Source organism: Rhizobium sp. R634 (assembly GCF_002211305.1).
In the GTDB taxonomy this organism is placed as follows: domain Bacteria; phylum Pseudomonadota; class Alphaproteobacteria; order Rhizobiales; family Rhizobiaceae; genus Rhizobium.
On the sequence record NZ_LOKW01000001.1, the window covers coordinates 14,486 to 38,469 of the forward strand.

The window sequence follows — 23,984 nt, forward strand, 5'->3', positions numbered from 1 at the left end:
AATTTCGAAACTAGCGGCGAGTCTTGGTGGCCCAAACGAACAGGCCCCCGAGAAGTGCCGAGAGGAGCACCATGACATTTCCAAGAAGCGCGGCGTAACCAAGGTTGTGAAACTTGAAGCCCTGGAGATACGTATAGACGGGCAGAATATTCGTATCGTTACCGGGCCCCCCGCCCGTCATCAGATAAATCAGGGTGAAGTTGCCGAACGTCAGCAGCATCATCAGCAGGGCGCAGGTGATAATGGTCGGCTTCAGCATGGGCAACGTTATCCGTCTCAATGTCTGCGCCGACGAGGCGCCTTCCAGTTGAGCAGCTTCCATCAGGTCGCCGGGTATGTTGCGAAGAGCGGCCGAAAACATCGTCATCGCAAGGCCCGCGAGTGACCAGGCGTTAGCCGTCGAAACCACTGGCATCGCGTGCTGGTAGAGAAGATCAAGACGCATATTGCCGGCCAGCATTGCAATGAGACCTGACTGCGTGCTCGTCGCCATCCAAAGGAAAGCGATTGTCGTGGGAGGAAGTGTCCAGGCCAGGATCGCCGCGGCGCTACTGATCCATCTGATGGGCGCAAGACAGTCCTGCAATGCAAGGGCCAAAACAAGACCGAGCGCGGTCGTTGCGATTGCACCCGATCCAACCACGAATATTACGGTGAGCCAGAGAGATTTATAGAAGACCGCGTCGCCGAGAAGAAACGCGACGTTGCTCAGCCCGGTGAAGCGGTAGTTGACCGCATGGATTCCGATAAGCTGCAGATTGGTAAAGCCGAGATAGATCGCATAGATTACCGGCCCCAGGAAAAGCGTGCCAAGAAGGAGCGCCGCAGGAGAGAGCAAGGCAAAGCTGACTGGATCCACGCGAGGTTCATCCAGGCGTACGCCTGCGCTCGGCTGGCTAACCCTACTCCTTTCCGCCTTGGAGCCGGTCAGGATGACCGGCTCCTGGTTGGCGCTCAATGAGTGCTTTGAGGTCAAGGGAGAGTCTCCAAATTATCCTCGCCCACCTGAGTTGCCATGTAGGATCGGAGTATCTCGACGCCTTGATCGATCGTCGTCTCTGGCTTCAGTACCATTGCTTGCGTAGCCTGTTGGAAAGCGTTGCCCCAGATTGGAAATTCCGGCTGGGAGGGCATGGCTCGCGAACTTGAAGCCAGGTCGGCGAAAGCCTTCTGGAAGGGTGGTCGACTGAGAGCAAGATAGCTCGCATCGGTCGTCAGCCCAGTTGTGGGCGGAGCAACCGCCACCCAGGCTGCGATATTCAACATATTTTGCTTTTGCTGCATGATGTCGATTGCGGACCAAGCAAGTTCAGGATCGGACGGATTCTTGGACATCGAAAGGACGACGCCGTTGAAGCTTGCTCCTGTGCCGGGTGCCTGACCCTGTGAGGTCGGCACCTTGGCGAATCCGATCGTTTCTTCCTTGTCATCCCAGCAAGGAGCACAGATATCCTTGCTCCAGAAAATCGGGATCCAATTGCCGGTCAGCGTGATGCCGAATTTGTGACCGTGCAGAGCCTCCGCCGGATGAGTGGCGCCATTGGGATCCATGATCTGCGAGGTGGGTGCAAGGAGACCCTCAGCGGCAGCAGTCTTGTAGAAATCGAGAACCTCTCTGATGCCCTTGCTGTCGACCACCCATTTCTGGGTGGCTGGGTCATAGATCGTCGGGGTGCTGGATGCCGACAGCAGAAGGCCCGGTCCTGCCACTACGCCGAAGGTGCCTTGCGACGTGCCGGTTATGACATAGAGCGGGGAAGCATCGGGGGACGTTTTTTTGATCGCTCGTGCGGCATCAAGAATGTCGTTCCAGCTCTTTGGGCTCCAATCCTTCGGCAGCCCGGCCTTGTCGGTCAGAGTGCGGTCAAAGAGAATGCCGTAGGTATTGATACCTTGCGCGACGGAGTAGACCTGGCCGTCATACTTTCCCGCATCCTTCACGGCATCCGGGGTATCCTTCCACCACGCTGTGTCGGCGACCTTATCATCAATGGGCGAAAGCAGGTCGCTCCCGGCGAACTGACCTACATTGATGTCGAAATACTGGATCACATCAGGTTTGGTCTCGGGCGAGTTGTAAAGCAGGCTCAACTTGGTGATAAAGTCATCATAAGCGCCGGGGACTGGTATCAGCTCCATTGTATCGCCCGGATGCTTCTTCTCGAATTGAGCCTTAATATCGGCGAACCATTTTTGGGCAAGTTTGGGATCAGCGAAGGTCCAGTTCAGACTGAAGGCCACCTTCACATTTGCGGCGTGGGCGGCGTCGACAAAAGCGCCGGAAAAAGCCGTTGTCGCCATCAGAGCCGCCAAGGCGTAGTTGCGCAATGCCCGTTTGATAGCCATTCGATGGCCATCTGTCTGATCGGCGGCCTGATGATCCCTTCGGCAGGAAGCCAGTCCAATTCGGTGTATCAACATAAACTCTTCTCCCAGTTTGATTTGCGTTCCGTTTAGTTGTTGTTGGCCGGCCTGACCTTCAGGCTCGCTCCGGTTCCCGCATCGAAGAAATGCAGATCCGCAGGATCAAAGATCAAATCGACCGTGTCTCCGCGCTTTACGGGAGCAAAGCTCGGAAATTTGGAATTCACTTGTGTTCCCTCAACATCGACTACGACGAAGGTGTCGGATCCCGTTGTTTCCAGAGACGTCACGACGCCGGTGATCTTTTCGGTGCATCTCGACGGGGCATCTTTTACCCATTGAATTTCGTCTGGCCGGATCCCCAATTCGATTGTTTCCAACACTCGATCCCGGAGGAAATGACGTGCTTCCATGGAGAAGGTTGTGCCCAGGCAATGTATGTTCACGAGGCTTCCGTCATGGCTTACCCTGGCCGGCAGAATATTCATTCGCGGTGAACCGATGAACATGCCAACGACCTTGCTAGCCGGCGCGCGGTAAAGTTCCGCCGGCGTTGCAACCTGAAGAATGCGACCGTGATCGAACACCGCTATCCTGTGTCCCATGGTCATCGCTTCGACCTGATCATGCGTGACATACACTGCCGTGACGCCCAGCTGCCGCTGCAACTCCGCAATCTCGGTACGCATGTGCGTTCGCAGGCTGGCATCCAGATTTGAGAGAGGTTCGTCGAGAAGGAAAATGCGCGGCCGGCGGATCATTGAGCGAGCGAGAGCCACGCGTTGACGCTGTCCGCCGGAAAGCTCGCTCGGGAAGCGGTGCAGCAGCGCCTGAAGTCCGACAAGGTTGGCCACCCTATCGATGCCAGCGGCGATCTCGGATTTGTTTTCGTGACGGATTTGCGGACCGAATGCCAAATTCTGGCGAACGGTCATGTGCGGGTAGAGCGCATAGCTCTGGAACACCATCGAGATGTTTCGGCGTCCTGGCGGGGTTAGCGTGACATCCTCGTCTCCAAGCAAGATCTTACCGAATGTCGGGATTTCCAGACCCGCAAGCATGCGCAGCGTCGTTGTCTTTCCGCAACCGGAAGGCCCAACGAAGACCATGAACTCGCCATCCTTGATTTCAAGATCAAGCTCTTCGATGGCTGTATGCGCACCAAATTGCTTCCAGACATTGGCGAAAGTGACGGAAGTCATACGCTCTCCTTCAGAGGGTCGTCTTGCTGGTGAAACTGAATGAGCCGAAAGGCTACTTTGGGAGCGCTTGCGGATGCGTACCCAGCTCAATCGCCGAGTCCTCAGACCCAGCTTCTCTCGCCCTCAATCCCCTTTTATTGGGACGCAGTGAACAACATGATCCAATTCATTGTCAAGAGGATCATGTGATCCACGCTGACTTTTGTTTTCGGCTGCGCGGCCTCTGCGCGCGGCGCAGAGCGGTCGCGCTCGTTGCCTTGCGAGGAGGCGAGGCCCGTGACCCGTCCTTACCGGAATAGAAAAGTCATTGGGATCAGATGATCCTATTGACATCTATTTGGATCATGTGTTCATTGGATTTTAGTTTGTACAGCCTGAAGCGTAATGGTTTTCGGCACCGGCGAGGAAACGAACCACGCCATCTGTCCAGCCTGCGCTGTGCGCAAGGGAGCCGCCAGGGCGCGCTCGGCACGCGGTTTCTTGCTGCCAAGCAATACGAGAAAGTCGAGAGGAAAAGACGATGAGTGAACCCAAGTTTCGAGTCCTCCACACAATGGTGCGGGTCAGAGACCTCGACAGGTCGATTGATTTCTACACGCGACTCTTGGGAATGAAGTTGCTGCGCAAATTGGATTATCCCGAAGGCAAGTTCTCACTCGCATTCGTGGGTTATGGTCCGGAAGAATCTCACGCAGTCATCGAGCTAACCTACAATTGGGATCAGCAAACCGCATACGATCTCGGTACTGGCTACGGGCACATCGCACTCGGCGTCAGGAATATCTACGGCATTTGCGATGAGTTGGCGGCAAACGGAGCGCGGATTCCTCGACCGGCAGGACCAATGAAACACGGCTCAACCGTGATCGCCTTTATCGAGGACCCCGATGGGTACAAGATCGAACTCATCGACCTCGACACCATGAGCTGAAGCTTGCCAAAAGCCCAGGCAATCTCGAGCGGTCGTATGGGAACCATCGACATCCGTTGCGACATGCAACCGGCCGCTCCTACCGAATTCACGCAATATGCGGAGACAGATAAGATGAACATGGCAGACGAGACGGGGATTATCCTGGTCGCTCCCCATCGCTTCCCGAACGTGAACAGGGAACGTGCACTAGCCGCACGCTTCGGCAGGGAGATCGTGGTTGCCGAGGATCAGGCATCATTCCGCAGTCGGATGCCCGATGCTGAGGTTGTGATGGTCACACCTTACGCCAAGATGTCGGCGGAGGAGTTCGGGATGTTGCAGCGTTGCAAGGCAGTCGTGCGCTATGGCGTCGGATACGACAACATTGATGTCGCGGCTGCGAACGAAGCCGGCGTGCCTGTGACCATTGTTCCCGATACGGCGTCCGAAGAAGTTGCCTCACATGCATTGGCGATGGGATTGAGCCTGGCGCGGCGCATCCCGCACGGTCAGGAAGCAATCCGTGCGGGGGAGTGGGCCGGAGTGATCGGTTTGGATACGCCCAAGCTCTCGAACCTTCAGGTTGGCGTAGTAGGAATGGGCCGCATCGGGAAGCTAGTCGCGAAATGGTGGAGCGCTATCGGCGCGAAGGTCCACGCCTTTGACCCGATATCTACTTTTTCAGACGTCCCCGCGGCTAACCTGAAGCAGGTGCTTGAAGAGTCGGATGTCGTCTCGCTTCACTTGCCTCTCACCGCGGACACCCGCCACCTCATTTCGGCCGATGTATTGGGGCGCATGCGTCGCAATGCGGTAATCATAAACGTTTCGCGTGGAGGCCTGATCGATGAGGAAGCACTCGCTGCTGCTCTTCGCGCGGGAACGGTCGCCGGCGCAGGGCTTGACACGTTCGCACAGGAACCTCTGGCGGGAGGACACCCATTGCGCGACGCGCCGAATACGATATTCACCCCTCATGTTGCCTGGCGTTCCACCACGTCATTGGATGCATTGCAGGAGCAAGCCGTGGAAAGGGCGCGGCGCGCGCTCCAGGGAGAGGCCCTTCCGGATCTTGTGACGGGGTGATGGTCTTGCCGCTACATGTCGACAGCATGCTTTTGAAGTTGCCGGCGGAGGTGGTGACCAGAGATCAGGATATCATCTCCTCATATCTCACGGATTTTCGTCGACAATACGTCGGAGCTACAGCCGCCCTGTTGCGTCCACGCAATACGGCTGAAGTTCAGGCGATTATCCGTGCCTGTGCTGAGCACAAGATCGGCGTTGTACCCCAAGGCGGCAACACGAGCTATTGCACGGCGGCAACGCCAAGCGCCGATGGGCAGGAATTGCTCGTGAGTCTGGAGAGAATGAACAAGGTCCGGGAGCTCGATCCTAAAAATCTCTCCGTCACCGCAGATGCAGGCGTGATATTGAGCGATCTGCAGCAAGCCGCCGATGCTGCTGGTCTCTTGTTGCCCCTTGCTTTGGGTTCACAGCAATCCTGCCGTATTGGCGGCAATCTCTCGACCAATGCCGGCGGCATCAACGTCATCCGATACGGCATGGCTCGCGACTTGGTGCTCGGGCTTGAAGCGGTGTTGCCGGATGGCTCTCTGTTTAGAGAATTGAACCCGCTCCGGAAAAACAATTCAGGCTATGACGTGAAGCAGCTTTTCATTGGCGCTGAAGGAACGCTCGGGATTATAACAAGTGTTTCCCTGAAACTGGTGAGGAAGCCGCGTCAGACGATTACTGCTTTTCTGGCCGTGCGCGACATTGCCTCGCTGGTCACCATCCTCGATGCCGCCCAGACACAGAGTGGAGAGGCGATTACATCATTTGAATATATTTCCGGCACGTCCTTGCAACTGCTCCTCAATGCTGACGGCCGCCTTCGGAATCCGCTCGAGCACGAAAGTGCACATTACGTCATTCTCGAAGCCGCGACCGCCTCGCCAATTTTGAACCTCGAAGAATGTATAAGCGCGCTGCTTGCCGAGCTCTTCGAGTCCGGCCTGATCAGCGATGGCACAATTGCCGCAAGCGAGCTGCAACGGGCAGTCCTTTGGCATTTGCGCGAAAACATTCCTGAGGCCGAGATCTATCATGGCGGATCGGTCAAACACGATATTGCCGTGCGGACGTCTCGCCTTGCAGAGTTCATCGAATCGGCGTGCCAACTGGTTCACAGCTATCGGAGAGGTTCCATTCTATCAGTCTATGGCCATGTCGGCGACGGCAACGTGCACTTCAACATCGTTCCTCCTGAGGGGACAGATAAGGCAATTTTCAAACGCGGCGTGGAGGAGGACATTTCTCCGGAAATTTATAGGCTGGCGTTCGAAATGGGAGGGACGTTCAGCGCGGAATATGGGATAGGGCGCACCAAGCTCAACCTGCTTCAGCGCTATGGCGCTGACGGAAAGATTGCCTTGATGAAGCGGATAAAAACGGCGATCGATCCGCACAACCTGCTCAACCCTGGAAAAGTAATTCCCTGATTTCAAACGATCACACAGAGGCGTTGCAATCAGCTAACGCCATTTTCCACCTGCTGCTGAATGGATGAAACGGAAGTCGCAAGCCATGCGGTTCAGCGTTTTGTCACACCGGTTAGGTAGCCTCACTCTGCCGACACCTCGAGGTAAACCGCTCCTCTTGCTTGCACTCGCTCAACCGTCTCCATGATCTCGTCGTAGTCGGGGGTTTCGTACAAAGCTTCCTGTCCCGGATACAGCAACTTCCGGGTGACAGCCTCGTCCAAAAAAAATGCCCCCGCGATCAGGAAAGATATCGTGTAGAAGTCATCGGCGCCGAGAGCGCGGACGGTGCCTACCGGATCGCTCGGACGGTCCTCGGGCAGACGCGACAACGCTTTGAAGAACGATGGCGCCATATCGTCGCGCTCCTTCAGCGCTCGGGGTAGCAGACGATCCAACATGCCGGCTTCCGTGGCCGAGGGCATACCGAATTTAGGGTCTGAAGGGATCAGGGCATCTGCTACCCACGCGATTCTGGTCCTAAAGTCATCAATGTTCTTCGTCATGGATTAGAGTCCAGCTTTGTGAGCTTCAGCAGTCCGACTGACTGGCTGGGAGCGTCTGTTTTCAATGATGGATTCAGCATTCCGCAATGCCAGCGCGGTCACGGTACCGGTAGGGTTGACCGCACCCGAGGTCGGCATGACACTTCCGTCCATGACGAAGAGGTTTGGCACATCGTGCGAGCGTCCAAACGAATCGACAACCGACGTGCTAGGGTCGTTGCCCATTCGCACTGTTCCCAGTATGTGCCAGCCGGTTTCCCGCATCAGAGGTGTTCCCGACACTTCATAGGCGCCCGCTTCCTTCATGGATTCTGAAGCCCGCAAGAGGTTGAAGTCCAAAAGATCCAGAGTATTTTGTGATGCCTTGTATGACACCTTTACGGCAGGCATGCCCTGGGCGTCGGTCACATCAGGATCGAGGGTAACCATATTGTCCTCGCTCGGCAGGTCTTCCGCCATGATCCCCCAGTATGCCGAACGGCCGAACCGTTTGTGTACCGTCGCATGGAAGTTGTCACCCCAGACATCGGCATTGCTGCCCCAGGGCCAGCTGCCTACCGATGCGAGGGGACCACCCATTCCCATGAGCTGCCATTTTGCTCCTCGGTAGAAATTTGTTTCTTTGCGGGTCTCGGCAAATTCCAGCGAATAGGCGCGTTGACCGTAGGGTCCTTGCCAATTCTCGAAGAAATCGTCGAACAGACCGCTCACGGTGCCATATGGATGCATCATCAATCGCTTGCCCACCAGCCCGGACGAATTTGCCAATCCGTTCGGATGGTCGATCGAGGTGGAATTCAGGAGCAGCCTCGGCGTACCCACGCCGTTAGCAGAAACGATAACTGTACGGCCGGGCTGAAAATGCGTGGTTCCCGTTTCCCGATCCACATAGGTCACGCCCGTGGCGAGACCGTCGGATCCCGTTTCCACGCGCAACACTCGCGCGTTCTGGACAAGCTTCACGCCAAGCTTGATGCAGGTCGGCCAATGCGTCCGATCGACTGAAGCTTTGGCACCATCGAAACAGCCCCACGTACACGCACCGCGCCGCACACAGGGCAACAGTCCATTATGTTTCACGGTCGCGATGGAATTGCTGCCTGGCCACCAGTGCCAGCCAAGCCGGTCATGGGCCGTGGCGAATTTCCGCTCCATCGCTCCCATTGGAAACGGCGGCAACGGGATGTCGAAACCTGGCGGATAAGCGGGGTCTCCCCCGACACCGGATACCGCGAAGTCGTTCTCGACCCGGGCGTAAAAAGGTTCGAGCTCCGCATAGCTGAGAGGCCAGTCGTCGGCGATTCCGTCCACCGTGCGTACCCGGAAATCGCTCGGCTTAAGTCGATGCCAGGCAGCCGCGTAGAGCACCGAACTGCCGCCGACGCCGTTCCACATCAATGGCTCGATATCGGTATCGCTGACGTCGATCGGATAGTCTGAGGGCGCCTTGCGACGATTTGGGTTTGTGGCAAAATGCTGTTGTTTTGTCAGTTCGAACTCGAGGCCGGAGTGCCGAAGTTTCGTGTAGTCGGGATAACCACCTTGCTCGAGACAAATGACGGACATACCTTCTTCTGCGAGCCGTTTTGCGGCCACCGCTCCGGAAGGCCCGGCGCCGACAATCACGACGTCATACACGGATGTTCGGCTTTCGTTGGCCATTCAACTGACTCCTCAATATTTGCCCAGTATGTGTCCTGCGGCGATTCCTATGCGAGTAGCATTTCACGCCGCCATGGAGGCGCCCATTTTAACCGCCGTCCAAATCGGGAACTTGCAGCGCGAGGTCATTGAATAAATCGTCTGAATCGTAGCCTCTCGATTTGTTCACGCTTCAACGGCAGCTGCGCTCCATTCGAGCTCGGCAAGCCGCAGTGAACACTATGATCCAAATTGATGTCAAGTGGATCATCTGATCCTTAGAGATATTTTAATTTTAAACTTGGGCCGCTGGAGCAGCGGCGGTGGCGCTTATAAAAATATCTTGGAGCAGCTCGGTAGCTTCCATCATTTAGCTGCATGGTCGGCGTGGCTTACAGCCAACTGCTCGGGTCATATGACTCGCAAGTGAGCGGCCAATCAGGTTCGATCGCTTGAGATGCGCACCGGTTGTTCGAGACGTCAGTACTCCCTTCAGTGGCGGAATGGGAACTCTCCCGCCCTCAATCATCAAAGAGTTGGATCACATGATCCTGTTGACATTAATCCGGATCATAGTGTTTATTGCTCCTCACTCAAGAATGGATGGAGAACAGGATGACACTCGGCTCAGGGCAGAGCAGCGATGAAGCAGGTTCCGCTATCGGCAAGCGCTCCGAAGCCGCCTATATGAGAGAGCGGAAGGTGGTTCCTGGTGGGTCGATGCGGGCGGCATCGTGGCTTCAGCCGCATCCACCTTACGCAGCGCGTGGTGAAGGATGCTGGGTCATCGACATCGATGAGCGACGGCTTCTCGATTGCGCAAACAACTTTTTCTCGCTCATCCATGGCCACGCCTTTCGCCCGGTTCTGGACGCGGTGCGCGACGCGATGGCCACCGGAACCGCGTTCGGAATGCCGACGGAGAGCGAAATCCTTCTTGCCGAAGCGCTCGCCGCCAGAAGCCCGCGAATGGAGCAGACCCGTTTTTGCAACTCGGGAACCGAGGCCGTGCTGGCCGCAATCAAGGGTGCACGGGGCCTGACCGGCCGGCACAGGATTGCCAAGTTCGAGGGCTGCTATCATGGGGCCTACGACTGGGTTGAGGTGAGCCTTGATCCGACGCCGTCGAACTGGGACGACGAGAATGGCAACCCTGCATCTGTTCGCTGCAATGCCGGCACACCGGATTCGGTTTTGCGAGAAGTGGTGGTCCTCCCCTACGACGATCCGCAGCGTTGCGCAGACATTCTTCGCCGCGAAGGGGCTACGCTGGCCGCAGTTATCGTCGATCCGAATGCCTCCCGTGCCGGTACGGTGCCGATGTCGAAAGAAACAGCTGCTGTCGTCCAGGATGCTTGCCGTCGTGATGGAATCATTCTCATTGCCGACGAAGTGATCAGCTTCCGTCTGTCCTATGAAGGAGCTTCCCCTCTTTTCGGCCTTGAACCCGATCTGATTACGACGGCCAAGATCATTGGCGGCGGATTGCCGATCGGCGCTGTATCCGGGCGCGCCGAATATATGGCGGTCTTCGATCACTCCGCTGGCAAACCGAAAGTGTCAATGGGAGGCACGTTCAGCGCTAATCCGCTCAGCATGGCTGCGGGCCTGGCCTCTCTTGAGCACTACTCGCGGCCGGTCGTGGAACGACTCAATAAACTCGGCGGCGCCTTGCGCGATAGAATTAGCAAAGGACTTGCGGACGCTGGCGTGGCCGCAACGGTCACCGGAATGGGATCGCTGTTTCGGCTTCACATAGGCGCGGGAAAGGTTACCGGTTATCGGAGCGCATTTCCGACTGCAGAGGCCGCAAAGCTCATCCGTCGGATTCAGTTGGCCATGCTGAACGAAAACGTCCTGCTCACGCCCAACTGCTCCGGGTCACTGTCCAGCCCGATGACAGAGGTCGAGGTCTTCTCGATAGCGGACAAGCTGGTGCACGTCGTCGAAAGGGAACTTGACGCTTACAAAGGCACGTCCAACTGAGACAAAGCGTTCAGCAGCCTTTGGCAGAGATATAAGGGAAATGGTGAAGCAACGATGAGTGGACAGCCGATGTTAATTGCACCCTACCGCGTCGGAGTTGATATCGGCGGTACCTTTACCGACCTTGTCATGGTTGACTCCAAAGGGGCCGTGCGTGCATTCAAGGCGCCTTCGGTCCCTTCGGATCCGACGGAAGGCGTGCTTTCGGCAATTCGACTGGCGGCGGATGCTTTGGCAATCGACGTCGAAACCTTCCTTTCGAACACTGAGCTTTTTGTTCATGGCTCGACCATTGCGACAAATACGCTGCTTGAAAAGAAGGGTGCAAAGGTTGGGCTTCTGGTCACGGAAGGCTTCCGCGATTCGCTAGAGATCCGACGATCCATGCGTGAATATGTTTGGGACCATCGAAAGCCGTTCCCGGAAGTCCTGGTTCCCCGTTATTTGCGCCTCCCGGTCGTCGAACGACTGGAGCAGGATGGTACGGTCAGGGTACCCTTCAATCCGGATTCTGTCGCAGCCGCTGCGCGTGTGTTCGAGGAGGAGGGCGTCGAAACGGTTGCGATCTGCTTCCTGCATTCCTACGCAAATCCAGTCCACGAAAGAGCAGCCAAAGCAGAGCTGAAAAAGCTTCTTCCGAACGTCTGGGTCACCGCGTCGTCTGAAATCGCTCCGACGATTGGCGAGTACGAACGCACGTCGACGACCGTCGTCAATGCTTATGTTGCGCGCCGTGTCGTTCCTTATCTCGAAAGCCTTTCGCAGCGGCTCTCCTCGCTTGGACTGAAGCGCAAACTTTTGATGATCCAGTCGAACGGCGGCGCTATTTCCATAGATGAGATCGGTCAATCGCCAGCCAGTCTCGTTCTGTCTGGCCCGGCCGCCGGTGTCGGTTCGCTGAAGTTTTTCGGCCAGGACACCGGGTCCGAGCACCTTATGTCGATTGAGGTTGGTGGAACGAGTTGCGACGTTACGCTGATGGAGCACGGGACGGTCTCAATGACTGACCAGATCGTGGTCGACGGTTACCATCTGAACATTCCGTCCGTTGACATTCACACTGTCGGCGCAGGCGGAGGTACGATTGCGTCTGTGGACGGCGCCGGGCTCCTGAAGGCCGGACCGGAGGGCGCGGGCTCCACTCCCGGACCGGCATGCTATGGTCGTGGCGGCACACGGCCGACTGTGACCGATGCGCAGCTGGTCCTTGGTCGGCTCAAGCCGGGTCCATATGCTGGCGGAGTGATCACCTTGAATCTAGAAAAGGCGCTTGAGGCGATCGAGACCCATGTCGCAAAGCCTCTTGGTCTCAGCGTCAACGACGCGGCGGCCGGTATCATACAGCTCGTCGAGCAAAATATTCTCCACGCGGTGGAGCAAGCCTCGCTCGAAAAGGGTTACAATCCACGGGCATTTACACTCGTGGCCTGCGGTGGGGCAGGTCCTCTCCACGGTCCATCGACTGCGAGGCTGCTCGGATGCTCAAGTCTCTACATCCCACGCCTCGCTGGGGTGTTTTGCGCATTTGGCATGTGTAATTCCGACCTTCGCCATGACTACGTCCGAAGCTGGCTCAAGGATCTGGACAATCGCGAAAGTTCAGGCCCGGCCCTGCTCGAGGCCGCTTTTGTCGAGATGCAGGCGGAAGCGAGCGATGTTCTTGAGCGCGAAGGTTTCACAGGCGACAAGGCGCTTGTGAAGCGCGCCTATGATCTTCGTTATTTCGGCCAGCAGTGGACCATCCCGGTAGAGTGCGCCTTGACGGACGCGGGAACCATACGCGCGGCATTCGAGCAGGTTTACCAACGGCTTTTCGGTTACGTACAGCCCTCAGGTGCAATTGAGATCGTCAATCTGCGATTGGCAGCGATCGGCAGGCTTGATGCGTTGGAAGTTGCTTCTGCTCCCGCCGCAGTGTCCGATCCGGTAGCCATTTCGCGCCGCCCTGTATGGGTCAACAGGGAGTTAGGCTTCGTCGAGACGCCTGTTTACGATGGCACGGCCCTGACCCCGCGCCAGCAACTGACTGGACCTGCCATCATCGAAGAAGCAACGACCACGCTCATACTTGGGGCCGGCGACAAGCTGACGATGACCGAAGCCGGCAACTATCATGTCGACATTCTGCAGAGCGAGGCAGCATGAACGTGCAAAGCATCCCTGGGCCGTATCTGAAAGATGCTGCGTCTCTGCGACCGCAGTCAAATGCGTCGCAGGCCGGATGGTTTATTGCAAGAATTGATGAGGTCAAATTATGAGCACTGTTTTGTCTCCGGAATACGATCCGGTTCTCATCGCAATTCTGCAGCGGCAGCTGGATCATATCAGCCTGCAAATGGGCACGATCATGACTCGGACGGCGCGCAGTCCGATCTTCAGCCAAAGCCATGACTTTTCGTGCTTCCTGAGCAATGCGGATGGCGAGACGATCGCGCAGGCGGACGGTTTGCCGATCCATTCCGGCAGTGGCGGATTTGCCGTGCGCGCGGTTCTGCGGGATTTTTCCGGGCGTATCGAGCCGGAAGATGTGTTCATTCTGAGCGATCCCTATGCGGCCGGCGGCAATCACCTGCCGGACTGGACGCTTATTAGGCCTGTTTTCGTCGAAGGCGAACTGATCGGCTTCTGCAGCAATCGTGCTCACCAGTCTGATATCGGCGGCGGCGCTGCTGGTACCTACAATGCCAAGGCGACAGAGATTTTCCACGAAGGAATTCGCCTGCCCGTCCTCAAGTTGATCGAAAAGGGCCGGTTGCGCGACGACCTGTGGCGCATGCTGCTTTTAAACTCGCGCTGCCCGGACCTGCTGGAAGGCGATCTCGGAGCGATGATCGGCTCGACACGGATTGGCGGCCAGCGCTTGGCTGACGTCATCTCCCAACTCGGTCTCAAGAAGGGCCGCGCCTACCTCGATGCTCTTCTTGACTACGGCGAGCGGCGAATGCGCCAAGCCATCGCGGAGCTTCCGAATGGCGTATGGCATGCATCGGACTTCAGCGATACCGACTGCTTCGAGCTTGTCGATATCGAAACCCGCATCAAGATGACCATCGACGACGACACGATCACCTTTGATTTCACGGGCACATCGCCTCAAATCAAGGGATTCAAGAATAGCGGTATCGCCAACACGCATTCGGCCGTCTATTGCGCTCTTTCCGCCTTTCTGGACCCCGCAATTCCGCATAACGAGGGTACCTATCGATGTGTCAAGATCATCGCGCCCGAAGGAAGCGTGGTGAACGCCTTGCCGCCGGCACCAATGACGATGAACACGGTATTCCCGGCGATCGACATCATGAATGCGTGTTGGGGAGCATTGGCGCAGGCCGATCCCGAGCGCGCCTGCGCGGGGTGGGGTAAATCGGTGTTCGGCATCTCGTCGGGCACGAAGCCTGACGGAAACGTCTTTGTTCTCTATCACTGGCACGGCAGTTCCGGTGGAGGTGCGGTCAAAGGGCGGGACGGATTTCCGACCTCCAGCCACCAGATGACGCTCGGCGGGATGTTCATCCCGAATGTCGAGACCTATGAGCAATCTTATCCGATCCGCGTGCATCGATACGAGATGCGTTGCGACACGGGCGGTGCAGGCCAATATCGCGGTGGAACCGGCGTCGACTATGTGGTTGATGTCCTTGCGCCCGGTGAACATCTGCTCCGAGGCGAGGGGGCACGCAAGAAGACCGCTGCCGGCGTCAACGGTGGGCACTGGGGCGAGAAGGGGTCTATTAGGGCTTTCGATCTTGCGACGGGTGAAGAGCTATATTGTCCACCGTATGGCGTCGAGGAAGTCAAGCCTTTCCAGCTGGTGATTGAGGCTACGGCGGGCGGCGGCTGGGGGCCGCCTCACCAGCGGGACCCCGCGTCCGTTCTTCGCGATGTCCGCGACGGCGTCGTATCACGCAGCGCAGCACTCGAGATTTATGGTGTCGCGATCTCAGCCGATGGAAAATCCATATCGTCGACCGAGGCGAGACAAAGGACCGCGTAGTTTCTCTCAGCCGATTCAACGCAATAGCGAATAAGGGGAGTAAAATGGGCAAGAAGCGTGCAAAGGAAATATTGCGTGAATATCACGAAGCATGGTCGAGCGGCGATGTCGAAAAGGGCTGCAGCTACTATGCAGACAATCTCGTGGTGCATATGGGTGGAACGCACCCCGTTCTTTCCCGCGATTTCCATGGTGCCAAGGGCTTTGTCGAAGGCTGGGTGAACAAGGTTGCCGCCTACACCGACAAATGGATCGTCGGTGGCGAGGCCGGACATGACGAGCTGATCGCAGAGTCGGATGAGGCTATTTTGATCATGGTTCATGAGATTTGGGCGCGGGGTGACAAGCAGGTTCGCACCGACCGTCTCGCAGCTTACCGTTTCGAGAACGAGCAGATCGTGGAGTGCTGGTTCTGCGACATGCGTCAGGCAGAAGTTGATGCGTTCTTCTCGGGGATCCGATAGGCGGAACAGCCTTGGTCAGCGTCTGCTCATAGTCATGTGCGGGGCCGTACGCGGTATATTACTCAGATTAGGATAGTGTGATGCCCGATTTTATCGTGGTGGGTGGGGGATCTGCGGGGTGCGCTATAGCGGGTCGGCTGAGCGAGGATCCGGATGTATCGGTGACCCTGTTTGAGGCAGGGCCGAGGGACAGCAGCATCTGGATCCGCTTTCCGGTCACATTCTATAAATCCTTCAAGAGCTCTTTGCTTCATTGGTACAAGGTCGAGAAGCTTAAGCATCAAAATGACACCGAGCCACAAGTCGGACAAGCAAGGGTCCTGGGCGGCGGCAGCTCGCTGAACGCGATGATCTATATGAGGGGCGCGCCATCGGATTTCGACCGTTGGGTCGACCATGGAGCAGAAGGTTGGGGCTACAGGGATGTGCTCCCCTACTTCCGCAAGGCAGAAAACAACGAGGTTTATTCGAACGATGCGCATGGTCAGGACGGACCATTGAGCGTTTCGAACCAGCAGTATACTTTGCCGCTGACCAAAGCCTGGGTTAAGGCCTGCCAAGAGGCGGGAATACCCTATAATCCGGATTTCAATTCGGGCGATCTGCAGGGGGCGGGGCTTTACCAGCTGACGACGAAGGATGGTCGTCGGTGCAGTTCCGCCGATGCCTATCTTCGTCCGGCCAGAAAGCGACGGAATCTCAACATTGTCACTGACAAACAGGTCACGAAGATCCTGGTTGAGGGCGGCCGCGCCGTTGGTGTCCAATACGTGGAAAACGGTCGCGTTGAAACGATGCGGGCGGAGCGCGAGGTTATCATATCCTCGGGGGCGGTTGGATCGCCTCGTCTTCTTTTGCTCTCGGGAATCGGGCCTGCCGCCGAGCTCCAGCGCTCAGGCGTTCAGGTGGTTCACGACCTGCCAGGCGTTGGGCAAAATCTGCAGGATCATACCGATTGCTTCCTGATTTATAACCTGAAGTCGAACACGAGCTACGACAAGTACAAGAAGCTGCGGTGGCAGCTTGCCGCGGCGGCTCAATTTGCGCTTTTCGGCTCAGGGCCGATTACATCGAATATTTGCGAGGGCGGAGCCTTCTGGTGGGGCGATAAATCGGATCCCACCCCCGATCTCCAATATCACTTCTTTGCGGGCGCCGGCATCGAGGAGGGGGTGGAAACCACGGCGAGTGGCAATGGATGCACGCTGAACGTCTATGCGTGCCGGCCAAAATCGCGCGGCCGAATTGCTCTTCGCTCAGCGGACCCGAGTGTCCCGCCAATAGTGGATCCCAACTATCTCAGTAACCAGTACGACGTTGATCGGCTTGTCGATGGGATCCGGCTTGGACAGGAGATCATGGCACAGCCATCGATGAAGAAGTTCGTCAGCGAACCCCATTTGCCGGCCAAGCCGCTAAAAACCCGGGCAGAGTTCGAGGCTTTCGTCAGGAAATATACGCAAGGAGCCTATCATCTAAGCGGTGCCTGCAAAATTGGAACGGACGAGATGGCCGTGGTCGATCCGCAGTTGCGCGTGCATGGCATCGACGGCCTTCGGGTCGCCGATACTTCCGTTATGCCGTTCGTGTCGTCCAGCAATCTGAATGCTCCTGCGATCATGATCGGTGAACGCGCTGCCGACTTTGTGAAAGGGAATCGAATCTAGCTACGGGGCACCGGGGGCCACAACAGGTCGATCGATTTTCAGCCGTGAACAGAGAGTTCCGGTCCGCGGTCCTTGCCAACGGCTGAATGCTTTTTCTCACTTTTGAATCGAAAGCACCAACCCGGTGCGAGGAGGACAAATGAAATTAGTGACATATGACTCGGCTGGCTCGTGGCGAGCAGGTGTTGTGGTGGATTCCTCGATTTTCGACGTGGATACGCTCCTTAAAGGCGAACCCGGCGAGAACGCGAAATCTGTCTTATCGGTGCGTGAATTGCTACGGGAGCACGGAGGAGCATTGTCAAAGCTCTCGGGGCGGCTCGCTGCTGCTGCCCGGAAGAATCCAAAAGCCGAAGTGGGGCCATTTGGCAAGGTTCGGCTTGGTCCGCCGGTCACCGATCCCTCGAAGATCCTTTGCATCGGCCTCAACTACAACGACCATGTCGCCGAGACCGGGCGCGCATTGCCGACACACCCCGACATTTTCGCGAAGTTCGCAAGCACGCTTATCGGTCCTTTCGATGAGATATGCTGCTCCAACATTACTTCCAACCTGGATTTCGAAGGCGAGCTCGCAATCGTCATCGGTCGGGAATGCCGCTCCGTCTCTGCTGACGACGCTCTCGATTTCGTAGCCGGCGTGACCGTTTTGAACGACATCACGGCACGTGATCTTCAGTATCGCGGCACACAGTGGCTTGCAGGCAAGGCTGTCGATGGTTCGACGCCAGTTGGTCCGGCTCTTGTTACGCTGGAAGAGGTCGGCGATATCCAAGATCTCGATATTCGGACGCACGTCAACGGTTCGGAGGTCCAATCATCCAACACGCATCTCATGATTTTTCCGGTGCGCCAGTTGGTCAGCTATATATCGCATTTCTTGACCCTTTCTCCCGGCGATATCATCTCGACCGGAACCCCTCAGGGTATTGGGGCCAAGCGGCAGCCGCCTCTGTGGTTGAAGCCGGGCGACATTGTAGAGGTCGAGCTGGAGAATGTGGGCGTCCTGCGCAACACTGTTCGTTGACGGAGGGGGCAGTCCAAGCACAGCTCGGTATCGCCCGTGTCACGAGCCGAGGTGTCCAGGAATCCGCGGCGACGAGTGTGCAATGCGTGCTTACACGGATCATCCACGAACTGGCCGATGTAGATGAGCAATGGCGGTTGAGAGAGGATTGCATAAATGAAGATTCTCGTCCCAGTCAAACGGGTTGTCGACTACAACGTGAAGATCCGGGTGAAGCCGGACGGCACGGGTGTCGAGCTTGCCAATGTGAAGATGTCGATGAACCCGTTCGACGAGATCTCGGTGGAAGAGGCGCTGCGGCTGAAGGAGGCCGGCAAGGCTGAGGAAGTCGTGGTGGTGTCGATCGGCCCGGCCAAGGCCGAGGAGACGCTGCGGACGGCGCTCGCCATGGGCGCCGACCGGGCGATCCTGGTCGAGACCGACGATGCCGTCGAGCCGCTGGCGGTGGCCAAGATCCTGAAGGCGGTCGCCGATGCCGAACAGCCGGGATTGGTCATCACCGGCAAGCAGGCGATCGACGACGATTCCAACCAGACCGGCCAGATGCTGGCGGCCCTGCTCGGTTCGGCCCAAGCGACCTTCGCCTCGAAGATCGAGATCGCTGACGGCAAGGCGACGGTGACCCGCGAGGTCGATGGCGGCCTGCAGACGATCGAGATCAAGCTGCCGGCGGTCGTCACCACCGACCTGCGGCTGAACGAACCGCGTTATGCCTCGCTGCCGAACATCATGAAGGCGAAGAAGAAGCCGCTCGACAAGAAGGCTCCTGCCGATTTCGGCGTCGATACGACGCCGCGGCTGAAGGTCTTGAAGACCGAGGAGCCGTCCGGCCGCAAGGCCGGCGTCAAGGTCAAGAGCGTCGCCGAACTGGTCGACAAGCTGAAGAACGAAGCCGGCGTGCTGTAATCGGGCAGGAACAGGAGCAACTATCATGACCATTCTTCTTCTGGCCGACCATGACGGCAATCATCTCTCCGACCAGACCGCCAAGGCGCTGACGGCTGCCTCGCAGATCGGCGGCGACGTGCATGTGCTGGTCGCCGGCAAGGCCGCCAAGGCGGCGGCCGATCAGGCGGCGAAACTCTCCGGCGTTGCCAAGGTTCTGCTCGCCGAAAGCGATGCGCTTGCCAACAATCTCGCCGAGCCGCTGGCCGATCTGATCGTCTCGCTTTCTGCCGGCTACGACACGATCCTGTCTGCCGCCACCTCGGTCGGCAAGACGGTGCTGCCGCGTGTCGCCGCCCTGCTCGACGTCGCCCAGATCTCCGAGATCATCGAAGTCGTCTCATCCGACACCTTCAAGCGGCCGATCTATGCCGGCAACGCCATCCAGACGGTGCAGGCAAGCGATGCCAGACGCGTGATCACCGTGCGCACCGCCTCGTTCGCTTCGGCGGCGGAAGGCGGCTCGGCCTCTGTCGAGGCGATCCCGGCCATCTCCGATCCGGGTCTGTCGCGGTTCGTCTCCGATGCGCTGTCGGCCTCGGAACGTCCGGAACTGACGTCGGCGAAGATCATCATATCAGGCGGCCGGGCCTTGGGCTCGGCGGAGAAGTTCAAGGAGGTCATCCTGCCGGTTGCCGACAAGCTCGGTGCCGCCGTCGGCGCCAGCCGTGCGGCCGTCGATGCCGGTTATGCCCCGAACGACTGGCAGGTCGGCCAGACCGGCAAGGTGGTGGCGCCCGATCTCTATATCGCCGCCGGCATCTCCGGGGCCATCCAGCACCTGGCCGGTATGAAGGACAGTAAGGTGATCGTCGCCATCAACAAGGACGAGGAGGCGCCGATCTTCCAGGTCGCCGACTACGGCCTCGTCGCCGATCTCTTCGACGCACTGCCGGAATTGCAAAAGGCGCTCTGAGGGAGGGGGATCGAACGTGGCTCGCGCGGTAGGACGCCCAATCAAACCTGGTGCCGACCTTCTTCTGAACGATGACGCAAAGCCGGCCTATGTCCGGCTGCGACCTCGTCATCAACGCCCAGAACTGCGTGCACTCCAAGACCTGCTACGTCAGGGACCCGAACCAGAACATAAACTGGATGCCATATGATTGCGGATCTGGAACTGGCGAAACGCGAGGCTAATGAACGTCTTTCCGAGGAGAGTTCTAATCTTCGCAATTCGATAGCCGTATGGGACGCACTCAAATGCTTCTTTATGAAAGGAGCATCAGCTCTCCGAAAGCTCATTCGCCGTATGTATATAGCGAATGAACGCGGCCCGAATATTTGAAGCTTTGCTGGAACAGATTAGCATAGCATTCGGCCGATATTCCAGCCTGGCCATTTCAAATTGCCCGCTTTGAAAGAACCTGGACTTCAGTTTGGTGGCGGTGCGTTGGTGTTGTCGACGTCATCTACGGAGCGCGTCCGAGCGCAGAAATTGCTGGGCATCCACCAGTTAGGTTGCTGGCCGAGCAACATCTGGAAAAAGCCCGCCGCGTAGTCCATGTCCTGGTCCGCATTTTCCCGAAAGGACCACCAGCTGCGAAGATCGTCGACCATCTGGCTGACGTGGACGTCCATGTGAAATTCCTGGTCCATCGTGGCAGCATAGACAGTCAGGCAAAATGTCGTGGCCACATATCCCTCAGGCCAGAACGCCGCTGCCGACTTGGGATCGACGCGCGCCGGGGCATGCGCAGCCTTTATTGGCATGTCCACCACTAATTCGCGAAGAACGAGAGAGGGTACAAATTGGAAAAACGCGCGTCGTTCGGCCTTCTCTTTCGGCTTTTGACGATCGACATTATCCAGCCAACGAACGAATGCTCCCGCTAGCTTCACGTCATCAATGGCGAAATCGCATCCTATCGATCCCCCGCAGAGCGCTGCGTGTGCATGAAAGGCTGCTTTAAACCAATGTAATTGCCTCACCGCCACCCTCAGCGGCTTATTGGTTCGAGGCAGATTGTGCACGGATCGGGACAAATCAAACATGGCTTGCGCACCGTTTCAGAAGCGAGGCCAGAGCCGATATGTCTTTTTGCTGATATAGATCCTGGATCTTCACCTGGACAGCAGCGGCAAGATCGGTTGCGGCGGAAATGATCGCTTCTCTGTCGGCTTCGTCTGATACCGCGAGCAATGAGAGCATTGCTGCAAAAACCGCGACGACTGTAATGCTGGAGAGTGTTACGGGTGATCGATCGTCCAATTGATCGACCACTATCGAATCGTCATCCGCGAGGTGCAATGTTAACTGGGCCGCAAGCTCGAAGACATCTTGTGATTGGCTCAGTCGTACAAAGGCCCGGCGGCCGGCACTTTGGCGAACCAACGCTCTCTTCGCACCAAGATGGCTTAGTACGAGTTTCATCGTTTGATAATAAGCGACTGAAAACTTATAGTCGGGCCGCGAAGAGGCAGCGATCTCACGCAGTCCTTCGGTATCCGCCGCGGAATCGCTCAAGACGGAATGTGCAAAATTGCACATGAAATGATCGACATTGCGGGCGAGGACCTCAATCTCGCCAAGTGCGGAAAGCGCGATGCCCGATGCCGGTGTTGGGAGCCGGCGGGGCGCAGTCTCCTTCACCGTGTCGCGCCCCTTTTTAAGGGTATAACGCAACGACCTCAAAACGTCCTTCAGTTGCGTCGTTCGTGGAGCGAAATCTGGCGACATGCCAATGTACCCTCTTGCCTCACTGCGCCTCTGTCATGCCACAATATCATATCGCAGTTCGCGCCGGGGTGTCGCCTTAATAAATGCGCGAGTCGCATCATAATTGGTCACGCCGGCCTGACTTCCCAGGCCTGTAGCGTTCAATGCGGAGGACGCTTGACCAAGTTCGACTGCATCTCGAGGCGACAGTCCCTTTACCAATCCACTCGCGAACCCCCCATTGAAGCAGTCACCGCAGCCGCATGTGCACTTTACATCGACCTGGAACGCCGGCGAGTGGAACTCCAATCCCGTCTCGTCGTGATAGTAGGCGCCCTCGGCACCCAAAGTCAGAATGACACACTTCGCCCCTCTGCTGAGAAGGAAAGTCGCCAGGTCCTTGTTGTGGGTCAATCCGGAAAGTGCTTGCGCTTCCTCTTCAGAAGGCAGGAAATAATCCGTATAAGGCAACAGAGCTTCGATTTTGGGAAGGTCGGCCGGCGTTGAAGCGAAGACGTCAAGCGTGGTGATCACACTTCGACGGCGCGCTTCCGCCATAAGTTCCGCGGTACGACCGGAATCATCCATCCGATTCATCAGGCCGACACCGCCCACATGCAGGATTTTGGTGTCCAGAACCCGATCCACTTCCGAATCTGATATGAAGAATGCGTCGGTTGCACCGCGCTTGTGAAGTGCCGGTCGCTGACCGTTCGGCCGTGTCGTCACGATTGAGGATGATGTCGTGTAGCCCTCGTAGCGCCGCATCATCGTGGTGTCTACGCCGAAAGACTGCAGCTTCATATGGACCCAGTCACCCATATCATCATAGCCCACTCCGCCGACAGCTTGCACCGAGAGGCCATACTTGGCGGCCACGATCGCCGCCGAACCGGCCGCGCCGGATACGGCCAAGGTGAAGTCCTCCACGAAAAGGGTCTGCCCCCCCGCCGGGATTTCCGCGACCGGTCGGCAAAGAGCATCGAAGGTGTAAAAGCCGACGCAGCTGAAATCAAAGGTCGCCGACATCACTGGGCTCCGATCCTGTTGCCATCGCTGTCGAAGAAGTAAAGCCGGCTGGGATCAAACCCGATCGATACGGAAGAATCTATTTTTGCACGGAATTCCCGGCCAGCTTTGATTTCGAAGATCTTCTCTGGAGTGCGGACGGACAGGTAGGTGATATCACCGGTGGGCTCGACGCCAAAAACCGTGCCGTGGAGATTTTCGCCGCCGATCACGCAATCCTCCGGCCGGAAGCCGAGGGTAACCTGACCGGATAGCTTTGCAGGGCAGGCGACCTTCAGGCCGGCAGCCGAGAAAACCCCATTATCTGCAGTGCCAGACACCAGGTTCATCGGCGGCGAGCCGATGAAGCCGGCTACGAAGGTATTCGCCGGATTCGAATAGATCTCATCGGGGGTGCCGATCTGCTGAATGATGCCCTTGTTCATAATCACGATCCGATCAGCGAGCGTCATCGCCTCGATCTGGTCGTGTGTCACGTAAACCGTGGTCACCTTCAGGTCGCGCTGCATGTGCTTGATCTGGACACGCATGCTGGCACGCAGCTTCGCATCGAGGTTGGAAAGCGGCTCGTCCATGAGAAAGACTTGCGGCTGGCGGACGATAGCGCGCGCCAGCGCAGCGCGCTGTCTCTGGCCGCCCGAAAGCGCGCCGGGTTTACGCTCCAGAAAAGGCCCAAGCTCAACCATATCCGCGGCTTTGCGGACTAGGCTGTCATGCTTGTCCCTGGGGATGCGCCTCATTCTGAGGGGAAAACGGATGTTCTCGTAGATCGACATATTCGGGTACAGGGCGTAGCCCTGGAAAACCATCGCAACGTCTCGATCGCGGGCATCGATCTCGTTCACAATATTGCCGCCGATACGTATCTCTCCGCCCGTCGGGTGCTCCAGACCAGCAATCATGCGCATGGTCGTGGTCTTCCCGCAGCCCGACGGCCCCAAAAGAACCAGAAACTCCTCATCGGCGATATCGAGAGAGACATCTTGGACTCCAAAGAAGGAGCCAAAGCTCTTCACGATGTTCTTAAGTTCAATAGAAGCCATG

At 57.4% G+C, this 23,984-nt stretch carries 20 protein-coding genes and 1 pseudogene; 12 read left to right on the top strand and 9 right to left on the bottom strand.

The features are described from left to right. Window positions 1–10: 10 nt before the first annotated feature. The 3 genes from ATY77_RS00080 to ATY77_RS00090 all read right to left on the bottom strand — a co-directional run bounded on the left by ATY77_RS00080 (window position 11) and on the right by ATY77_RS00090 (window position 3,566). Window positions 11–976, bottom strand: coding sequence for a sugar ABC transporter permease (locus ATY77_RS00080; protein ID WP_088685544.1), 966 nt, complete (start codon window positions 974–976; stop codon window positions 11–13). Continuing rightward, window positions 973–2,346, bottom strand: a complete 1,374-nt coding sequence (locus ATY77_RS00085) for an extracellular solute-binding protein (RefSeq protein ID WP_245314253.1) — start codon at window positions 2,344–2,346, stop codon at window positions 973–975. Before ATY77_RS00085 ends, ATY77_RS00080 begins: the two co-directional genes overlap by 4 nt. Before the next feature lie 107 nt (window positions 2,347–2,453). Further along, complete coding sequence (locus tag ATY77_RS00090) at window positions 2,454–3,566, bottom strand: ABC transporter ATP-binding protein (protein WP_088685546.1); 1,113 nt, start codon at window positions 3,564–3,566, stop codon at window positions 2,454–2,456. A 520-nt stretch (window positions 3,567–4,086) separates the two neighbouring features. On the opposite strand from ATY77_RS00090, the gene gloA reads away from it, so the two are divergent. The 3 genes from gloA to ATY77_RS00105 are packed head-to-tail and all read left to right on the top strand — an operon-like array spanning window position 4,087 to window position 6,983. Further along, entirely contained in the window at window positions 4,087–4,497 is a 411-nt protein-coding gene (gloA, locus tag ATY77_RS00095; RefSeq protein ID WP_088675430.1) for a lactoylglutathione lyase, read from the top strand. A 36-nt stretch (window positions 4,498–4,533) separates the two neighbouring features. Next, a complete protein-coding gene (locus ATY77_RS00100) occupies window positions 4,534–5,565 on the top strand; it encodes a C-terminal binding protein (protein ID WP_245314254.1) in 1,032 nt (343 codons plus the stop codon). Further along, window positions 5,565–6,983 (top strand): FAD-binding oxidoreductase, encoded by a 1,419-nt coding sequence (locus ATY77_RS00105; protein ID WP_088685547.1) that lies wholly within the window; start codon window positions 5,565–5,567, stop codon window positions 6,981–6,983. The genes ATY77_RS00100 and ATY77_RS00105 overlap by 1 nt, the downstream gene beginning before the upstream one ends. 122 nt (window positions 6,984–7,105) lie before the next feature. On the opposite strand, the gene ATY77_RS00110 is transcribed toward ATY77_RS00105, so the two are convergent. Further along, on the bottom strand, window positions 7,106–7,528 hold the full coding sequence (locus tag ATY77_RS00110; protein ID WP_088685548.1) for a hypothetical protein: 423 nt from the start codon (window positions 7,526–7,528) through the stop codon (window positions 7,106–7,108). Between the two features lie 3 nt (window positions 7,529–7,531). Continuing rightward, entirely contained in the window at window positions 7,532–9,190 is a 1,659-nt protein-coding gene (locus ATY77_RS00115) for a GMC family oxidoreductase (protein ID WP_088685549.1), read from the bottom strand. 594 nt (window positions 9,191–9,784) lie between these two features. Between ATY77_RS00115 and ATY77_RS00120 the strand changes: the two genes are divergently transcribed. The 9 genes and pseudogenes from ATY77_RS00120 to ATY77_RS00160 all read left to right on the top strand — a co-directional run. Further along, entirely contained in the window at window positions 9,785–11,155 is a 1,371-nt protein-coding gene (locus ATY77_RS00120; protein WP_088685550.1) for an aminotransferase class III-fold pyridoxal phosphate-dependent enzyme, read from the top strand. 69 nt (window positions 11,156–11,224) lie between these two features. Beyond that, window positions 11,225–13,300 (top strand): hydantoinase/oxoprolinase family protein, encoded by a 2,076-nt coding sequence (locus ATY77_RS00125; RefSeq protein ID WP_088685551.1) that lies wholly within the window; start codon window positions 11,225–11,227, stop codon window positions 13,298–13,300. A gap of 109 nt (window positions 13,301–13,409) precedes the next feature. Then, the gene (locus tag ATY77_RS00130) at window positions 13,410–15,149 is read left to right on the top strand and encodes a hydantoinase B/oxoprolinase family protein (protein ID WP_088685552.1); all 1,740 of its coding nucleotides are present in this window, start codon (window positions 13,410–13,412) and stop codon (window positions 15,147–15,149) included. Window positions 15,150–15,193: 44 nt separating this feature from the next. Next, window positions 15,194–15,613: a nuclear transport factor 2 family protein gene (locus tag ATY77_RS00135; RefSeq protein ID WP_088675438.1), complete on the top strand. Its 420-nt coding sequence runs from the start codon at window positions 15,194–15,196 to the stop codon at window positions 15,611–15,613. Between the two features lie 80 nt (window positions 15,614–15,693). After that, window positions 15,694–17,280 (top strand): GMC family oxidoreductase N-terminal domain-containing protein, encoded by a 1,587-nt coding sequence (locus ATY77_RS00140; protein ID WP_088685553.1) that lies wholly within the window; start codon window positions 15,694–15,696, stop codon window positions 17,278–17,280. A 139-nt stretch (window positions 17,281–17,419) separates the two neighbouring features. After that, on the top strand, window positions 17,420–18,307 hold the full coding sequence (locus ATY77_RS00145) for a fumarylacetoacetate hydrolase family protein (protein ID WP_088685554.1): 888 nt from the start codon (window positions 17,420–17,422) through the stop codon (window positions 18,305–18,307). Between the two features lie 156 nt (window positions 18,308–18,463). Beyond that, window positions 18,464–19,213: an electron transfer flavoprotein subunit beta/FixA family protein gene (locus ATY77_RS00150; protein ID WP_088685555.1), complete on the top strand. Its 750-nt coding sequence runs from the start codon at window positions 18,464–18,466 to the stop codon at window positions 19,211–19,213. Between the two features lie 25 nt (window positions 19,214–19,238). Beyond that, a complete protein-coding gene (locus ATY77_RS00155; protein ID WP_088685556.1) occupies window positions 19,239–20,168 on the top strand; it encodes an electron transfer flavoprotein subunit alpha/FixB family protein in 930 nt (309 codons plus the stop codon). Window positions 20,169–20,275: 107 nt separating this feature from the next. Continuing rightward, a pseudogene (locus ATY77_RS00160) lies at window positions 20,276–20,392 on the top strand (4Fe-4S dicluster domain-containing protein); the annotation flags it as partial. Between the two features lie 234 nt (window positions 20,393–20,626). Here ATY77_RS00160 and ATY77_RS00165 read toward each other — a convergent pair. From ATY77_RS00165 to ATY77_RS00180, 4 genes are read right to left on the bottom strand one after another with little or no spacing between them, the layout of a single operon-like run. Further along, on the bottom strand, window positions 20,627–21,247 hold the full coding sequence (locus tag ATY77_RS00165; protein WP_088685558.1) for a hypothetical protein: 621 nt from the start codon (window positions 21,245–21,247) through the stop codon (window positions 20,627–20,629). Then, window positions 21,240–21,932: a hypothetical protein gene (locus ATY77_RS00170; RefSeq protein WP_088685559.1), complete on the bottom strand. Its 693-nt coding sequence runs from the start codon at window positions 21,930–21,932 to the stop codon at window positions 21,240–21,242. Before ATY77_RS00170 ends, ATY77_RS00165 begins: the two co-directional genes overlap by 8 nt. Before the next feature lie 33 nt (window positions 21,933–21,965). Next, a complete protein-coding gene (locus tag ATY77_RS00175; protein ID WP_088685560.1) occupies window positions 21,966–22,940 on the bottom strand; it encodes a sugar kinase in 975 nt (324 codons plus the stop codon). Further along, window positions 22,940–23,983: an ABC transporter ATP-binding protein gene (locus ATY77_RS00180; protein WP_088675446.1), complete on the bottom strand. Its 1,044-nt coding sequence runs from the start codon at window positions 23,981–23,983 to the stop codon at window positions 22,940–22,942. Before ATY77_RS00180 ends, ATY77_RS00175 begins: the two co-directional genes overlap by 1 nt. Window position 23,984 lies beyond the last annotated feature (1 nt).

What these genes read in the sequence shown, in the direction of transcription:
- ATY77_RS00085 (WP_245314253.1), bottom strand. Translation starts at nt 2,346, where the DNA reads ATGGCTATCAAACGGGCATTGCGCAACTACGCCTTGGCGGCTCTGATG.
- ATY77_RS00090 (WP_088685546.1), bottom strand. Translation starts at nt 3,566, where the DNA reads ATGACTTCCGTCACTTTCGCCAATGTCTGGAAGCAATTTGGTGCGCAT.
- gloA (WP_088675430.1), top strand. Translation starts at nt 4,087, where the DNA reads ATGAGTGAACCCAAGTTTCGAGTCCTCCACACAATGGTGCGGGTCAGA.
- ATY77_RS00100 (WP_245314254.1), top strand. Translation starts at nt 4,534, where the DNA reads ATGGGAACCATCGACATCCGTTGCGACATGCAACCGGCCGCTCCTACC.
- ATY77_RS00105 (WP_088685547.1), top strand. Translation starts at nt 5,565, where the DNA reads ATGGTCTTGCCGCTACATGTCGACAGCATGCTTTTGAAGTTGCCGGCG.
- ATY77_RS00110 (WP_088685548.1), bottom strand. Translation starts at nt 7,528, where the DNA reads ATGACGAAGAACATTGATGACTTTAGGACCAGAATCGCGTGGGTAGCA.
- ATY77_RS00115 (WP_088685549.1), bottom strand. Translation starts at nt 9,190, where the DNA reads ATGGCCAACGAAAGCCGAACATCCGTGTATGACGTCGTGATTGTCGGC.
- ATY77_RS00120 (WP_088685550.1), top strand. Translation starts at nt 9,785, where the DNA reads ATGACACTCGGCTCAGGGCAGAGCAGCGATGAAGCAGGTTCCGCTATC.
- ATY77_RS00125 (WP_088685551.1), top strand. Translation starts at nt 11,225, where the DNA reads ATGTTAATTGCACCCTACCGCGTCGGAGTTGATATCGGCGGTACCTTT.
- ATY77_RS00130 (WP_088685552.1), top strand. Translation starts at nt 13,410, where the DNA reads ATGAGCACTGTTTTGTCTCCGGAATACGATCCGGTTCTCATCGCAATT.
- ATY77_RS00135 (WP_088675438.1), top strand. Translation starts at nt 15,194, where the DNA reads ATGGGCAAGAAGCGTGCAAAGGAAATATTGCGTGAATATCACGAAGCA.
- ATY77_RS00140 (WP_088685553.1), top strand. Translation starts at nt 15,694, where the DNA reads ATGCCCGATTTTATCGTGGTGGGTGGGGGATCTGCGGGGTGCGCTATA.
- ATY77_RS00145 (WP_088685554.1), top strand. Translation starts at nt 17,420, where the DNA reads ATGAAATTAGTGACATATGACTCGGCTGGCTCGTGGCGAGCAGGTGTT.
- ATY77_RS00150 (WP_088685555.1), top strand. Translation starts at nt 18,464, where the DNA reads ATGAAGATTCTCGTCCCAGTCAAACGGGTTGTCGACTACAACGTGAAG.
- ATY77_RS00155 (WP_088685556.1), top strand. Translation starts at nt 19,239, where the DNA reads ATGACCATTCTTCTTCTGGCCGACCATGACGGCAATCATCTCTCCGAC.
- ATY77_RS00165 (WP_088685558.1), bottom strand. Translation starts at nt 21,247, where the DNA reads ATGTTTGATTTGTCCCGATCCGTGCACAATCTGCCTCGAACCAATAAG.
- ATY77_RS00170 (WP_088685559.1), bottom strand. Translation starts at nt 21,932, where the DNA reads ATGTCGCCAGATTTCGCTCCACGAACGACGCAACTGAAGGACGTTTTG.
- ATY77_RS00175 (WP_088685560.1), bottom strand. Translation starts at nt 22,940, where the DNA reads ATGTCGGCGACCTTTGATTTCAGCTGCGTCGGCTTTTACACCTTCGAT.
- ATY77_RS00180 (WP_088675446.1), bottom strand. Translation starts at nt 23,983, where the DNA reads ATGGCTTCTATTGAACTTAAGAACATCGTGAAGAGCTTTGGCTCCTTC.